At 60.3% G+C, this 13,644-nt stretch carries 15 protein-coding genes; 7 read left to right on the top strand and 8 right to left on the bottom strand.

Annotated elements, in window-relative coordinates:
• Positions 1-65: 65 nt before the first annotated feature.
• Entirely contained in the window at positions 66-1,763 is a 1,698-nt protein-coding gene (locus NLY33_RS11455; protein ID WP_023691819.1) for a DNA methyltransferase, read from the top strand.
• A 128-nt stretch (positions 1,764-1,891) separates the two neighbouring features.
• Here NLY33_RS11455 and NLY33_RS11450 read toward each other — a convergent pair whose 3' ends face one another.
• The gene (locus NLY33_RS11450; RefSeq protein ID WP_023695646.1) at positions 1,892-2,110 is read right to left on the bottom strand and encodes a hypothetical protein; all 219 of its coding nucleotides are present in this window, start codon (positions 2,108-2,110) and stop codon (positions 1,892-1,894) included.
• A 355-nt stretch (positions 2,111-2,465) separates the two neighbouring features.
• On the opposite strand from NLY33_RS11450, the gene NLY33_RS11445 reads away from it, so the two are divergent.
• Positions 2,466-3,020 (top strand): hypothetical protein, encoded by a 555-nt coding sequence (locus NLY33_RS11445; RefSeq protein ID WP_023707602.1) that lies wholly within the window; start codon positions 2,466-2,468, stop codon positions 3,018-3,020.
• Complete coding sequence (locus NLY33_RS11440) at positions 3,017-3,199, top strand: hypothetical protein (RefSeq protein WP_031195968.1); 183 nt, start codon at positions 3,017-3,019, stop codon at positions 3,197-3,199. Before NLY33_RS11445 ends, NLY33_RS11440 begins: the two co-directional genes overlap by 4 nt.
• Before the next feature lie 425 nt (positions 3,200-3,624).
• Here the strand turns inward: NLY33_RS11440 and NLY33_RS11435 are convergent, their stop codons facing one another.
• From NLY33_RS11435 to NLY33_RS11405, 7 genes are all read right to left on the bottom strand, one after another.
• Positions 3,625-3,912, bottom strand: coding sequence for a DUF982 domain-containing protein (locus NLY33_RS11435; RefSeq protein ID WP_245260022.1), 288 nt, complete (start codon positions 3,910-3,912; stop codon positions 3,625-3,627).
• Between the two features lie 112 nt (positions 3,913-4,024).
• Positions 4,025-4,447, bottom strand: a complete 423-nt coding sequence (locus NLY33_RS11430) for a DUF982 domain-containing protein (protein ID WP_348524465.1) — start codon at positions 4,445-4,447, stop codon at positions 4,025-4,027.
• Positions 4,448-4,511: 64 nt separating this feature from the next.
• A complete protein-coding gene (locus NLY33_RS11425; RefSeq protein WP_023671192.1) occupies positions 4,512-4,976 on the bottom strand; it encodes an Hsp20 family protein in 465 nt (154 codons plus the stop codon).
• A gap of 406 nt (positions 4,977-5,382) precedes the next feature.
• On the bottom strand, positions 5,383-5,589 hold the full coding sequence (locus NLY33_RS11420; protein ID WP_023686425.1) for a hypothetical protein: 207 nt from the start codon (positions 5,587-5,589) through the stop codon (positions 5,383-5,385).
• An 81-nt stretch (positions 5,590-5,670) separates the two neighbouring features.
• Positions 5,671-6,639, bottom strand: coding sequence for a GDP-L-fucose synthase (gene fcl, locus NLY33_RS11415; RefSeq protein ID WP_023704026.1), 969 nt, complete (start codon positions 6,637-6,639; stop codon positions 5,671-5,673).
• A 9-nt stretch (positions 6,640-6,648) separates the two neighbouring features.
• Positions 6,649-7,719 carry a GDP-mannose 4,6-dehydratase gene (gene gmd / locus NLY33_RS11410; RefSeq protein ID WP_023704027.1) on the bottom strand — a complete coding sequence of 357 codons (1,071 nt, stop codon included), beginning with the start codon at positions 7,717-7,719 and terminating at the stop codon, positions 6,649-6,651.
• A gap of 103 nt (positions 7,720-7,822) precedes the next feature.
• Positions 7,823-8,977, bottom strand: a complete 1,155-nt coding sequence (locus tag NLY33_RS11405; protein ID WP_023704028.1) for a dihydrodipicolinate synthase family protein — start codon at positions 8,975-8,977, stop codon at positions 7,823-7,825.
• Positions 8,978-9,206: 229 nt separating this feature from the next.
• On the opposite strand from NLY33_RS11405, the gene NLY33_RS11400 reads away from it, so the two are divergent.
• Genes NLY33_RS11400 through NLY33_RS11385 form a run of 4 tightly spaced genes read left to right on the top strand, consistent with a single transcriptional unit; the run spans position 9,207 to position 13,639 of the window.
• Positions 9,207-10,265 carry a LacI family DNA-binding transcriptional regulator gene (locus NLY33_RS11400; protein ID WP_023704029.1) on the top strand — a complete coding sequence of 353 codons (1,059 nt, stop codon included), beginning with the start codon at positions 9,207-9,209 and terminating at the stop codon, positions 10,263-10,265.
• Positions 10,262-11,272, top strand: a complete 1,011-nt coding sequence (locus NLY33_RS11395) for a Gfo/Idh/MocA family protein (RefSeq protein ID WP_023704030.1) — start codon at positions 10,262-10,264, stop codon at positions 11,270-11,272. Before NLY33_RS11400 ends, NLY33_RS11395 begins: the two co-directional genes overlap by 4 nt.
• On the top strand, positions 11,269-12,870 hold the full coding sequence (locus NLY33_RS11390) for an acyl CoA:acetate/3-ketoacid CoA transferase (protein ID WP_023707599.1): 1,602 nt from the start codon (positions 11,269-11,271) through the stop codon (positions 12,868-12,870). The genes NLY33_RS11395 and NLY33_RS11390 overlap by 4 nt, the downstream gene beginning before the upstream one ends.
• The gene (locus NLY33_RS11385) at positions 12,863-13,639 is read left to right on the top strand and encodes an enoyl-CoA hydratase/isomerase family protein (protein WP_023707598.1); all 777 of its coding nucleotides are present in this window, start codon (positions 12,863-12,865) and stop codon (positions 13,637-13,639) included. The genes NLY33_RS11390 and NLY33_RS11385 overlap by 8 nt, the downstream gene beginning before the upstream one ends.
• Positions 13,640-13,644: the final 5 nt, after the last annotated feature.

Genomic DNA, 13,644 nt, shown 5'->3' with positions numbered 1-13,644 from the left:
TAATAATTCCTGAATTTTCGAAGATTTAACTACAGCCTGCAACTCTGTTGTCGGGGACAGAAGCTATGAACAAGCTATTCTTCGGTGACAACCTTGACGTTCTGCGAAGGCAGGTCAAAGACGAGAGCGTTGATCTTGTCTATCTAGACCCTCCTTTCAATTCGAATGCCAACTACAATGTCCTATTCAAAGAGGGCGCCGGCATACCATCCGAGGCGCAAGCAGAGGCGTTTCGCGATACCTGGTCGTGGGGAGAATCTGCGGCCATAGCATTTGATGATGTCATGCGCGAAGGGGATGACTTGGCGCTTGTCCTTCGGGCCTTCCGCGCTTGGCTTGGCGACAATTCGATGATGGCCTACCTCGCTATGATGGCCGTCCGTTTGATTGAATTACACCGCGCACTGAAACCGACTGGGTCGCTCTATCTTCACTGTGACTCAACGGCCAGTCACTACCTAAAAATGCTGTTAGACACCATTTTCGGGCCAAGGAATTATCGGAACGAAATCATCTGGAAGCGGACCACGGCCCATAGCGATACAAAATCTGGCTTTAGCCGCGTTACGGATACGATCTTCTTTTATGCAAAATCGGACAAAGCGACATGGAATACCCAATACGGCGAGCACTCGGAATCTTACAAAGCGAGCCACTATCGCCACGTTGACGCACAACGGAGGCATTACCGTCATGACAACATTATTCGATCCCAGAGTATGGGGCCCAGGCCGAACTTGGTATACGAATACAACGGATTTACGCCGCCCCACGGTTGGAGGGTCGTTCGTGAGAAACTTGCCGAAATAGACCGGGCGAATCGTATTTACTGGTCTCGCAATGGTGTGCCGTATCTCATTCGCTACCTAGATGAGCAGAAGGGCGAGATTGTCGACAATCTCTGGACTGATATCTTCCCGGTGAATTCACAGGCGCGTGAAAGGCTCGGATATCCAACCCAAAAGCCTCTCGCTCTGCTTGAACGAATTTTGAATGCCTCATCGAATCCCGGCGACATCGTGCTCGACCCATTTTGCGGCTGCGGCACAAGCGTTGAAGCGGCAGAGCGACTCAATCGGAAGTGGATCGGAATTGACGTGACCCACTATGCCATAACGTTGATCGAACGCCGCTTAAGAAAAATAGAGAACGTCCAAAAATTCGAAGTAAGCGGAAGGCCGACCGATCTTGCTGGCGCACGTGATCTCGCGCGGCGCGACAAACACCAATTTCAATGGTGGGCTTCTTGGCTGCTTGGTGCGCAGACCTATGAATCAAAGAAGGGAGCCGATAGGGGCATTGATGGAAACATCTATTTTGCAAACGGCCCGTACGGATTTGGGCGAATAATTGTCTCTGTGAAGGGCGGAGAACACCTCGGGCCAGCCATGGTTCGGGAATTGAGCGGCGTTGTCCAAAGGGAAGAGGACGCCAATATGGGCATTCTGGTCACTCTTGCAGAGCCAACTAAGGCAATGCTTTCAGATGCTGCCGGCGCAGGGTTTGTGGAACGGTCTGCGCACGGCAGACTGCCCCGCGTACAGATCGTGACCGTCGGTGATTTGCTGGATGGGCGCTACCCGGCAATGCCCCCGTTGCCGCCGCCAGCCGTAACAAAAATCCGGACAAGGGCTGCGCGAGACCGTGACCAACTTGAACTTCTCTTGCCCTTTGATGTTGACGGGCTAAAGATTCCGAGTGGCGCAATTCTCGACCCGAGGTACCTGGCCCTCAATAGTGAGACGTCCAGGCGTTCTTCTTAGGCTTGGCGCGCAACACTCGTCGGAGGCTTACTCTGACCTGCCAGATTATGGGCTTACCCAGTCCTTCCGTTGACACCAGCAGGTGATTGGCCATTTCAGGGGTGACAGCTACATAATACCGGATCGATCTATCGCGTCGGAAAGTTAATGACTTGTCCTAGCGCATCTCCGCGGGCATCGATCTCTCGGGTCAGGTGTACCAGCATCACCATTTCGGCGCTGCCTGCTGCGATGTCGGTTGGCAGAGCATCCATCAAACTTCGCAATTTCTCTTTATCCAACGTGGAGAGCAACTGTTTAAGTGCCTTTACGGTCGCCCTGAGCTCCGCAATCAATGCATCTGCCATTTGTCTGATTAACCCCGAACCCTTCGCCGATTAACCAGGTGAAACAAAACTAGCTTCGATTCCCAAGTGTGGCTAACTGACGCAGCCGGTACAGCAGAGTTTATGCAACCATTTAGAGCTTGGTCGCGCCGCCTGTAGCGCCATATCCGCGCTGGCGGTCATTGAGCTTACCAACAGCACTGATGCAAAGAGCATGATCGGAGGATAACTACGGGATTATCGGGCACAGCCTGGTGACGGTTATGGTGGACCGGACGGACCGGATGCAAAGTACCGGTCGTCTTGGTGGGGGGCCAGCAGGAGCCACCAAATGTACCTAGGAGATATTGTCGGACGCCAAGCGCGAGGTGAGAAGATGAGCCATATGCTCCGTCAACGCGGAGAGAATTGGCTTGGTCGCAGGCTGTGGACGGCGCTGGAAGATGATATCTGCCATTCCGAGTATCCCAACTACACGGCGATGGCGAAGAAGCTTCCTCACCGCACGCATTGCGCACTCAAAAACCATTGCCTGCAGTTGGGCATCTGCAAGCCGCGTCCGCAGTGGTTGGCAAACCAAGACACCCAATTCCGCAAAATGTATAAGGCTGGTTCCTCGATGGACGAGTTGCGCCGAGCGTTTCCGCACCTATCTAGGGTACAAATCTGGAACCGGGCTAGCCACTGCCGGCTTTATCGCCCTAAAAAAAAATACTCCCCAACGGGCATAGACCTGCTGGATCACCTGCGTTCCGAGTGTGCTCGTCGACATGTCACGATGGCTGACCTCGACCATTTCGCTAAAGCCAAGCGCTATTTTACGCAACGATTGTGGAGAGGAGAACGGGGTTTCGTCGACTTCAATTACATCGTGCGCGGTATCCATGAACTCGGCGGCACGCTCTCCGTTCAGTGGGGGATCGACCAATGAGCGCGTTCTTCCGACGCCGAGTGGAGGCGACAATCGAACATATGCTCGGCCTGCTGGACGAGATGGACGGCGACCCGGATCTGGAGCCGGAGCCCGTCGAAGAGCAGCATGACCGCGAAGCCGCCAGCTTCACCTACGTCTTGGCTGACAGAGCGAGGCGCCGACGAGTTGTGCACTAGTCCGCGGACGTTATCCACAGGTCGCCGCGACCGATAAAATTGTCCCGGTTCGGTTAAGACGTCGATCATCAGGCGTGGCGCATCGTGTTGTTGGGTCTCCATTTTGCTCTCCTGACCCGACGCCATAGCTCAAGCCCGTTGCCAATCGCGGCAACGGGCTTTTTTACGTCGTCATCTTCTGGCACAGAAACGGCACAGAAACATTTGAATGTTTTCGCTCCGTTCCCGCTCTGTTGGCGTATATTCGGTAATGAAAACAGAGAACGCACTGCATTGACATTGCAGGGGTCACAGGTTCAATCCCTGTCACGCCCACCATCCTTTCGATCACTTGGCCAAGCCCGTTTTTGGCGCACCCCTTCGACAACTTAGCCGGTAAGGCGGCCACCGCTTGTGGCAGCCGCCTCGTTCAAACGCGACGCGCTTTAGACGTGGTGCGGGCTTAGCGTCCTTGAAGGCGCAGGCTCGATGCCGTCCTCCATAAGAATATCCTTCTTGCGAGCGAACGCGACGAAGACGCCTCGTGCTGTCTCGGGTTCCACATCACCAATCAGAGCGGCTTTGCAAGCGCGAATAGCAGCTCTCTGCTCCGGGCTGTTGCCACACCATTCGGCTGCGAATTGATAGGCATCTGCGACCGTGTTGAGTTGGCGGGGAAAGCCCAATCCCACCCACACCCGGACTGGCTTTTCAAAAGGTTTCGATAGCATCATGACCTCCTTTCCTAATGCATGTCACCCAGAAGTATGCCGCCGTTCTGGGACAACGACATGCATCAAAACAAAGACTTAAAGCGTGTCGCATGAATCCGTTTCGCGACGCGCTTTAGGCAGTCACTCCTCCGCCTTCGCCACCTCTGCCCATCATCCACGGCATTGTCGTGGATACTTCCTCAAGGATTCTGGCTGCTTTCGCAAAACCGCTGAACGCGTCTCTGGCTGCGGAAAGCGGATAATCGCTATCGAAAGCTCGCTGGCAGGCCCGCAATGCGGTTTGGTGAATGGGGCCGCGCCTGTCCTTCGGCCATTCATAGAGGAACTCCAGAGCGTCCTCGAGACACGTGATTTCCTGAACAAGGTTGTCGCCGCTTTTCACGAAAACGGCGCTGTCAAACATCCGATCGTTCATATGATCCTCCAAATCGAACGAACCATTGAGTTTCATGGTTTGCGCGGTCCAGGCCAACTGCAGGCGCGCGACAGAGGCGCGCCAGTAGGTCCTGCAGTGATCATCTTCGTTTCTCCGCAATCACAGCCTCCCGGCCGGAACCGGGAGGCGGACCCGCAGTTCAAAGTGTGACAGATCGACAGGATTACGCGGCTTTACGCGCGCGGTCCGTGTCTTGCGTGATCTGAGTGGCGGCCGTTGGCGTGTCGCCCACGCCGATGCTGATGCGGCGCGGCTTCAGCTCTTCGGGAATCTCGCGGACAATGTCGATCGAGAGGAGGCCATTCTCCAGTTTGGCTGCCTTGATCTTCATGTGGTCGGCAAGCTTGAACGTCTGCCTGAAACTGCGGTAGGCAATGCCCTGGTGCAGCAGCTGGCGTCCGCTCTGATCATCAGCTTTCTGGCCTACCACGACCAGTTCGGGTCCATGCTGGGTCAGCTCAACCTCATCTTGGCTGAAGCCTGCGATGGCCATCGAGATACGGTAATCGTTCTCGTCGACCTTCTCGATGTTATAGGGCGGCCAGTCCGGACGCGTGCCGCTGTCGAGCATGTCGAAAAGCCGGTCGAAACCGACGGTGGTCCGATAGAGGGTATCAAAGGTTCTCATAGCCACATCCTCCTTGAAGCAACATGGGTACAAGGACGCCGCCCCGTGCGGCGCCGCCATTTTTTGCCGAGCCTTATGGCCTTGGCGGAAATCGAATTAGGAGGCGCCCCAAATGAGTTCAAGAGCATCTCGAATTTTTTTTAGTAGCATCCTTCGCATCGACGGAAAGCGAAATCTGAGTTTCTCCGGGACCTTCCCTTCGAACAGTCGAACAGCCCCTTGAAGTACAGATCCGGCGGGAAGTTTTCGCGCGATCTGCGCGACCGCATCGTCTACTGCCCCGCCGTCCCGTTTCGTATTAAAATGCCGGCCAGCAAGGAACCGGGTAGCGGCCTTCCGACCGTAAATCCACCCTGTCGGGGGACGAAACGTCCCGGCACGTGCCGGGACGTTTCTGGCTCGCGGATCACTGTGGCCGCGGATCGGGCCTGTCGGGCTTGTCATGAGGGGTGTTGTTGCCTTCACGGCACGGTGTGCCGATGCCGCAGCATTTGCCGTTGTAGGTGACACCGGGCTTGGTCTTCTCGCATTCCCTCGGCGGTGCCGTCTGACACCCTGCCAGCACCGAAACCGCGATGGCGGCGAGAAAGACGTTTCTTGAAGTGATAAACATTGACGTTCTCCTTGATGGACCGTGTTTGCTACACACCGCTTGGTCGCGGGCGGCAGCGAAATGGTTCAAGGAAAATTGGAATCAGGCCGCGCCGAGGCGGACATCACCCTTCTCAACATGGTTGAGAAACCACGCATATGTCTGTTCCAATCCACCGCGAAGCGCGTAGCGGGGGCGCCATCCCGTCGCAAACAGCCGCGAAACATCCATCAACTTGCGCGGCGTGCCGTCTGGCTTGGTCGTATCGAAGGCGATATCAGCCTCGACGCCGACGACCGATGCGACGGTCTGGGCAAGCTCGGCAATGGTGACATCCTCTCCCGAGCCGACATTGACGTGGCCGTCGCCGGCATAATTCTTCAACAGCCAGACCAAGGCATCGGCGGCGTCGTCGACATGCAGGAATTCACGCCGCGGCGTGCCCGAGCCCCAGACCTCCAGGCTGCTGCCACCGCTCAGCGCCAGCGCATGCGCCTTGCGCATCAGCGCCGGTACGACATGGCTGCTCTGCAGGTCGAAATTGTCGCCAGGACCATAAAGGTTGGCCGGCATCGCCGAGATGTAGTCGACGCCATGCTGGCGCCGATAGGCCTGGCACAGTTTGAGCCCGGCGATCTTGGCGATCGCATACCATTCATTGGTGGGTTCGAGCGGACCGGTCAGCAGCGCGTCTTCCCTGATCGGCTGCGGCGCGAGCTTTGGATAGATGCAGGACGAGCCGAGAAACAAAAGCTTGCCGACCTCGCTGCGAAAGGCGCCGTCAATGACATTGCCCTGCATAACCAGGTTTTGCTGCAGGAAATCGACAGGGAACCGGTCATTGGCCAGGATACCGCCGACTTTGGCGGCCGCCATCACCACCGCATCCGGCCTGTGGTCGGCCATCCAGCGCCGCACCCCCGCCTGGTCGAGCAGGTCGAGCTTGTCGCGCGATATGGTGAGTATCTCGCAGTCCTCGCTCGCCAGCCGGCGCACGACGGCCGAACCGACCATGCCACGATGCCCGGCGACGAAGACACGCTTGCCCTTCAGTTCAAATGTCGCGTCCATCGGCCTGCCTCACGCAGAACGGCTGTTCTGCCGCGTGCCGCCGGCCGCGCGTGCCAGATCGGCCTGCACCATTTCCGTCACCAGATCCCTGAAGCCGGTCGTGTGCGACCAGCCGAGTCTTGCCTTGGCCTTGGCGGGGTCACCGAGCAGCAGATCGACCTCGGTCGGCCGGAAATAGCGCGGATCGATACGGACCAGGACAGTGCCCGAACCGGCATCGACACCGACTTCATCGACACCCTCGCCTTGCCAGCGGATGCTGCGTCCGGTCTCGGCAAAAGCCAGTTCGACGAATTCGCGCACGGAATGCGCCTCGCCGGTCGCCAGCACGAAGTCATCGGCTTCGCTGTGCTGCAGAATGCGCCACATGCCCTCTACATAGTCGCGCGCATGGCCCCAGTCACGCTTGGCATCGATGTTGCCGAGATAGAGCGTGTCCTGCAGGCCATGATGAATCGAGGCGACGGCCCGTGTGATCTTGCGAGTGACGAAGGTCTCGCCGCGTGTCGGGCTTTCGTGATTGAACAGGATGCCGTTGGCGGCGAACACGCCGTAAGCCTCGCGGTAATTGACCGTGATCCAGTAGGCGTAAAGCTTGGCCGCGGCATAGGGCGAGCGCGGATGAAAGGGCGTGGTCTCGCTTTGCGGGACCTCGCGCGCCTTGCCATAAAGCTCCGACGTCGAGGCCTGATAGAAGCGCACCGACTTCTCCAGGCGCAGGATGCGGATCGCCTCGAGCAGCCTGAGTGCTCCCAGCGCATCGGCATTGCCGGTGTATTCCGGCGTCTCGAAACTCACCTGGACATGACTCTGGGCGCCGAGATTGTAGATCTCGCCGGGCTGTGTCTCCTGCACCAGGCGAATAAGGTTGGTGGCGTCGGTCAGGTCACCATAATGCAGGAAGAAACGCGCACCGCGCTCGTGCGGATCGACATAGATGTCGTCAACGCGCTCGGTGTTGAACGAGGACGAGCGGCGTTTGACGCCATGGACAATATAGCCCTTCTGCAGAAGCAATTCTGCGAGATAGGCCCCGTCCTGCCCGGTTACACCGGTGATGAGCGCCACTTTTTCCGTCATTGCCGCTCCGTCCGCATCCAATCCCGGCAACCGAATACAGATTTGGCGCGAGAACGCAAATCCCCATACGGGGGACAGGTTTCAGCCAGCGATTGTGTCGTTCTCAGGCACCTGCAACCGCGCAGAAATGCTTCATCCTGGCCAGCGCAAGCTCGGGATCGGCGAGCAACCCTGCCTGGTCGGCAAGGCGGAAGATGTCGGCATAGTGCAGGATGCCGCGCGCCGACTGCATGCCGCCGACCATGGCGAAATGGTCCTGATGGCCGTTGAGCCAGGCCATGAAGACGATGGCGGCCTTGTAATACTCCGTCGGCGCCTCGAAGATCTTGCGCGACAACGGCACTGTCGGCGCCATCAGCGCGTCAAAGCCGGCGCGGTCGCCGTCAGCCAGTTTCGCGAGCGCCGCACTGGCGACCGGCGCGATGGCGTCGAATATGCCGAGCAAGGCGTGCGAGTGCCGCTTCCCGTCGCCGGCAATCAGTTCGGGATAGTTGAAATCGTCGCCGGTGAACATGACGACGCCTTCCGGCAACCGGTTGCGCAAGGCAACTTCCTTGCCGGCATCGAGCAGGGAAATCTTTATCCCCTCGACCTTGCCGGCATGGCGCTCGATGATGGCGACGACGGTGTCGAGCGCGGCCTCGAAATTGCCGCTGCCCCAATAACCTTTCAGTGCAGGATCGAACATGTCGCCCAGCCAGTGCAGGATGACCTTGCCGGATGCCTGGCTGAGGATGCGATCGTAGACCCTGATATAGTCGTCCGGACCCTTTGCGACCGCTGCCAGCGCCCGGCTGGCCATCATGATCGCCTTGCCGCCCTCGCCTTCAATGAAAGCGAACTGCTGCTCATAGGCGGCGATCACATCTTCGAGTGATCTCGAATTGGCCGGCGCCAGATGATCGGTGCCGGCGCCCGAGGCGAGGTCTGCGCCTTCGACGCTGCGCGCCTCGGCGATCGAGCGGCGGATCAATTCCTGCGCATTCGCCCAGTCGAAACCCATGCCGCGCTGGGAGGTGTCCATCGCCTCGGCGATGCGGAAGCCAAGCCGCCACAAATGATGCCGAAACGCCATCGTCTTGTCCCAGTCGACCGCAGGCTTCGACCAGGGGTCGGTCATCGCGAAAGGGTCGGCGACGACATGGGCCGCGGCATAGGCGATGCGCGGGAAAACCGCACCGATTACGGGCTCGACCGGACTGCCCGCGAGCTTGTAGCTGACGCGGCCGCCATTCTGCGTAGGCAGGGTGATATCCATGGCAACCTCCGTTTTCGGCATCCTGTAAATGGAACGTTCCAATAAATCAAGCACCTTTATGATTCCGGCGATTGAACCGGTCCAACTGCCGAAGAAGGCTAAGAGTCCTTGCTGGGAACCGCATTCATCACCTTTTCGATCTCCGCAAGAATCCTGATTGACTCTCGTTTGGCAGAGTGGTTAGAACGTTCCAATAGATTTGCCCATTTAGGCGGAGGAAACCACCGACATGGCCAGCCGGGCCAAGGCAACGATCCTGGACATCGCCCGCGAGGCTGGTGTGTCCAAATCGACGGTGTCGCTTGTGCTGCAAGGCTCAGGGCTGATCCGGCCTGAAACCGCGGTCAAGGTTCGCAAGGCGATCGAGGATGTCGGCTATGTCTACAACCGCGGCGCCGCCAATCTGCGCAAAGCCCATTCCAACGTCATCGGCATGGTCATCAACGATCTCACCAACCCCTTTTTCGCCGAGCTGGCGGTCGGCATGGAGCGCGTCTTCCAGTCGGCCGGCATAGTGCCCTTCATCGCCAACACGGCGGAGAACCCGGTGCGCCAGGAAGAAGTGCTGAAGTCGCTGATGGAACAGGGCGTCGCAGGCCTGATCGTGTCACCGGCACGCGGCACCACGCCGGGCGCCTTCCGTCGCCTCGAGATGGCGGGCGTGCCGGTCGTCTTCGCCATGCGCCGCCTGCCGGACAGCCGCATCCCGGTGATCGCTCCTGACAACCATCGCGGCGCGTATCTCGCCGCCGCCCATCTGATCGGCAAGGGCCATCGCCGGCTGGCCTTCTTCGGCGGCACCTCCGACCTGGTCGTCTATCAGGAGCGCCTGGGCGGTTTTCGTGAAGCTTGCGAAACATTGGGCATCCCCAGGCGCGACGTGCTTGTCGTCGAAGGCGAGACCAGCCGCAGGAGCGGCATCGCGTGCCTGGAAACCGCCCTTGCCATGGCCGAGCCGCCGACGGCGGCACTGTGCTTCAACGACGCCGTCGCCTTCGGCGTCATGCTGGCGCTGCGCAAGCGCGGGCTGGAGCCCGGCGCGGACTTTGCCGTCGTCGGCTTCGACGACGTGGTCGAAGCCGAGCATTATATGCCGGCGCTGACCAGCGTCTCGGTCGACACACCCGGCCTCGGTGAACGCGCCGCTCACGTCATGCTGAAGATGATCCAGTCGCGCATCACCCATGCCGAGGACCATATCGGCGCGGTCAATCTGGTCGTCAGGGACAGCTGCGGTCCCGATCGCCGCGCCCAGGACACATCAGCAGGAATGGGAGACGCGGCATGAGCGTCAGATGGGGATTGATCGGCGCCAGCACGATCGCCAAACAGTTCATGATCAACGCCATCCGCGCACAAAAGGATGGCGAGATATCAGCGGTGATGAGCTCCAACCCGGAGCGCGCCAAGACCTATGCCGCAGAAAACAACATTCCTCTCGCCGTCTCGACGCTTGACGATTTGCTCGGCGCCGACATCGACGTCGTCTACATCTCGACCACCAATGAACTGCATCTCGAACAGGCGCTGGCCGCGATCAAGGCGGGAAAGCATGTCCTATGCGAAAAGCCACTTGCGCTGACCAGCACTGACGCGCGCACCATGGTCGCCGCCGCCAAGGAAGCCGGCGTGGTGCTTGGCACCAACCATCATCTGCGCAATGCCGGCGCCCACCGCGCCATGCGCGACGCCATATCAGCCGGCCGCATCGGCAAGCCGATTGCCGCGCGCGTCTTCCATTCCGTCTATTTGCCGGAAAACCTGCAGGGCTGGCGCATTACCAAGCCTGAGGCCGGCGGCGGCGTGGTGCTCGACATCACCGTGCATGATGCCGACACGCTGCGCTTCGTGCTCGGCGACGACCCGGTCGAGGTCTCCGCCTTCACCCAGTTGGCCGGCATGGCCAGCAGCGGGCTGGAAGACGGCGCCATGTGCATCTGGCGCTTCGGGTCGGGCATCATCGCCCAGTCGCATGAAGGCTTCACAACCAAGTTCGCCGATACCGGCTTTGAGGTGCATGGTTCCGAAGGTTCGCTGATCGCAAAAAATGTGATGACGCAGAAGCCAGTCGGCTCGGTGCTGCTACGCACCGCCAAAGGCGAGGAAGAACTGAGCTTAGACCGAGAAGACCTCTACGCCAGGTCGCTGCGCCAGTTCCATGCCGCCATGCGTGGAGAAGGCCAGCCCTCCGCCACCGGCGAGGACGGCGTCTGGTCGCTGGCCTCAGCCGAAGCAGCGTTGCAGTCGGCAAAGTCCGGCAAGGCCGTCACTATCGATCCGAAAGGTGTCGTGTGAGCAAGCTCGTCTCCGCCGCTGAAGCAGCAAGCCTCATCAAGGACGGCATGACCGTCTCCGTCTCGTCGTCGAGCGGCCTTGGCTGCCCTGACGCCGTCCTGGCTGCCATCGGCGAGCGCTTCGACGCCGAAGGCCATCCGAAAGACATCACCACGCTGCATCCGATCGCCGCCGGCGACATGTATGGCATCAAGGGCATCGACCATCTGGCCAAGCCCGGCTTGTTGAAGCGCACGCTCTGCGGCTCCTATCCCTCAGGCCCCTCCTCGTCCGAGCCGCCGCAGATATGGAAGATGATCGGCGACAATTCGGTCGCCGCCTACAACGTGCCCTCCGGCATCCTGTTCGACATGCACCGCGAGGCCGCCGCCAAGCGGCCGGGCGTGCTGACCAAGGTCGGCCTCGACACTTTTGCCGACCCGCGCCACCAGGGCTGCGCCATGAACGCGGCGGCAAGCGAGCCGATCGTCTCGGTGCAGCAGTTCGACGGCGAGGAATGGCTCTATTTCCGCTCGATCGTGCCTGACATTTCGATCATCCGCGCCACCACCGCCGACGAGCGCGGCAACCTGACCTATGAACATGAAGGCGCCTATCTCGGCGGCCTCGAACAGGCGCTCGCCGCGCGCAACAATGGCGGCATCGTCATTGCGCAGGTCAAGCGGGTCGTCGAGAACGGCACGCTGAAGCCGCATGACGTGCGCGTGCCCGGCGTCCTGGTCGACCACATCGTGGTGGCGCCGGACCAGTTGCAGACGACGCTGACTCCTTACGACCCGGCGATTTCGGGCGAGATCTTCCGCCCGCTGTCAAGCTTTCGCAACGCCGAGATGAACGTCCAGAAAGTAATCGCGCGCCGCGTCGCCATGGAGTTGCGCGATGGCATGGCCGTCAATATCGGCTTCGGCATCTCGGCCAATGTGCCGCGTATCCTTCTCGAGGAAGGCCAGCACGGCAAGGTCACCTGGGTGATCGAGCAGGGCGCGGTCGGCGGCGTGCCGCTGCTCGACTTCAAGTTCGGCTGCGCTTCCAACGCCGAGGCGATCATGCCCTCGCCGCACCAGTTCATCTATTTCCAGGCCGGCGGCTTCGATGCCTCGCTGCTCTCCTTCTTGCAGATCGACCGCCATGGCTCCGTCAACGTGTCGAAACTCTCGGCCCGGCCACATGTCACCGCCGGGGCCGGCGGCTTTGTCGACATCACGGCACGGGCGAAAAAGATCGTCTTCTCCGGCTTGTTCAATGCCGGCGCCAAGCTTTCGCTCGCCGATGGCGGCATCCGCATCGACGCGGAAGGCAAGGTCAAGAAGGTCGTCAACGAGGTCGAACACATCTCCTTCTCCGGCAAGCGCGCCGTCGCTCAAGGCCAGGACATCACCTACGTCACCGAGCGTTGCGTGATGAAGCTGACGCCGGACGGCCTGATGGTGACGGAACTTGCGCCGGGCGTCGACCTCGAGCGCGATGTGTTGGCTCAGTCCGAAACACCGCTCGGCGTCGCCAACGACCTCAAGGTGACACCGGCGGCGCTGTACCAGGATCGGCCGATCGGCCTGTCGCTCAATGGCGGCGCTTCGCTCGGAGGCGCGCATGGCTGAGCGCCTCGTCACCTTCGAACAGGACGGCGCCATCGGCATCGTCACGCTGCGCCGGGCGGAAAAGTTCAATGCGTTGGACATTCCGATGCTGCGCGCGCTCGAGGCAACGCTCGACGAGGCCGAAATGGCTGAAGACGTGCGCGTCGTGCTGATCCGTGGCGAAGGCAAAGGCTTTTGCGCCGGCGGCGACGTCGAGGCCTGGGCACAAATGAGCGCTGCCGACTTTCAGGTGCAATGGGTGCGCTACGGGCACCGTGTCTTCGACCGACTGGCGCGGCTGCGGCAGCCGACCATCGCGGTGCTTTCCGGCCATGCGCTGGGTGGCGGGCTGGAGCTGGCGGTCGCCTGCGACTTCCGTGTCGCCGAAACGCAGGTGAAGCTCGGCTTCCCCGAGACATCGATCGGCGTCGTCCCCGGTTGGTCCGGCACGCAGCGCGCCGTGCGCCGCTTTGGTGCGCAGATCGTGCGCCGCATGGCACTCGGCGGCGAGCTCTTTGCCGCCTCCGACGCGCTTGCCCTCGGCGTCGTTGACCGCGTGGTCGAGACCGGCCAGGCGCTGGCAGAGGCCAGGACTTGGGCCGAAAAAATCGCCGGGCGCGGGCCGCTCGCAACCGAAGCCGCCAAGCTGATGATTGCGGTCGCCGAAGGCGAGGAAAGTGCGGCCGCCACCGAGGCGCTCGCCAGCGGCTTCGTTGCGCTGACCGGCGACCTCAAAGCCGGCGTGAGCGCCTTCAAGGCCAAGCAGAAGCCGGCCTTTTCAAGATCCTAGAGAAA

It is taken from the genome of Mesorhizobium sp. C432A (genome assembly GCF_030323145.1).
Taxonomy (GTDB): Bacteria; Pseudomonadota; Alphaproteobacteria; order Rhizobiales; family Rhizobiaceae; genus Mesorhizobium.
The sequence above is the reverse complement of the archived record's forward strand: the minus strand, read 5'-3'. Positions and strand labels throughout refer to the sequence as shown.

Excerpts from the sequence above, each read along its gene's own strand:
- NLY33_RS11450 (WP_023695646.1), bottom strand. The coding sequence starts at position 2,110 with ATGGCAGATGCATTGATTGCGGAGCTCAGGGCGACCGTAAAGGCACTT.
- gmd (WP_023704027.1), bottom strand. The coding sequence starts at position 7,719 with ATGACGGAAAAAGTGGCGCTCATCACCGGTGTAACCGGGCAGGACGGG.
- fcl (WP_023704026.1), bottom strand. The coding sequence starts at position 6,639 with ATGGACGCGACATTTGAACTGAAGGGCAAGCGTGTCTTCGTCGCCGGG.
- NLY33_RS11405 (WP_023704028.1), bottom strand. The coding sequence starts at position 8,977 with ATGGATATCACCCTGCCTACGCAGAATGGCGGCCGCGTCAGCTACAAG.
- NLY33_RS11395 (WP_023704030.1), top strand. The coding sequence starts at position 10,262 with ATGAGCGTCAGATGGGGATTGATCGGCGCCAGCACGATCGCCAAACAG.
- NLY33_RS11455 (WP_023691819.1), top strand. The coding sequence starts at position 66 with ATGAACAAGCTATTCTTCGGTGACAACCTTGACGTTCTGCGAAGGCAG.
- NLY33_RS11440 (WP_031195968.1), top strand. The coding sequence starts at position 3,017 with ATGAGCGCGTTCTTCCGACGCCGAGTGGAGGCGACAATCGAACATATG.
- NLY33_RS11425 (WP_023671192.1), bottom strand. The coding sequence starts at position 4,976 with ATGAGAACCTTTGATACCCTCTATCGGACCACCGTCGGTTTCGACCGG.
- NLY33_RS11435 (WP_245260022.1), bottom strand. The coding sequence starts at position 3,912 with ATGATGCTATCGAAACCTTTTGAAAAGCCAGTCCGGGTGTGGGTGGGA.
- NLY33_RS11445 (WP_023707602.1), top strand. The coding sequence starts at position 2,466 with ATGAGCCATATGCTCCGTCAACGCGGAGAGAATTGGCTTGGTCGCAGG.
- NLY33_RS11385 (WP_023707598.1), top strand. The coding sequence starts at position 12,863 with ATGGCTGAGCGCCTCGTCACCTTCGAACAGGACGGCGCCATCGGCATC.
- NLY33_RS11400 (WP_023704029.1), top strand. The coding sequence starts at position 9,207 with ATGGCCAGCCGGGCCAAGGCAACGATCCTGGACATCGCCCGCGAGGCT.
- NLY33_RS11420 (WP_023686425.1), bottom strand. The coding sequence starts at position 5,589 with ATGTTTATCACTTCAAGAAACGTCTTTCTCGCCGCCATCGCGGTTTCG.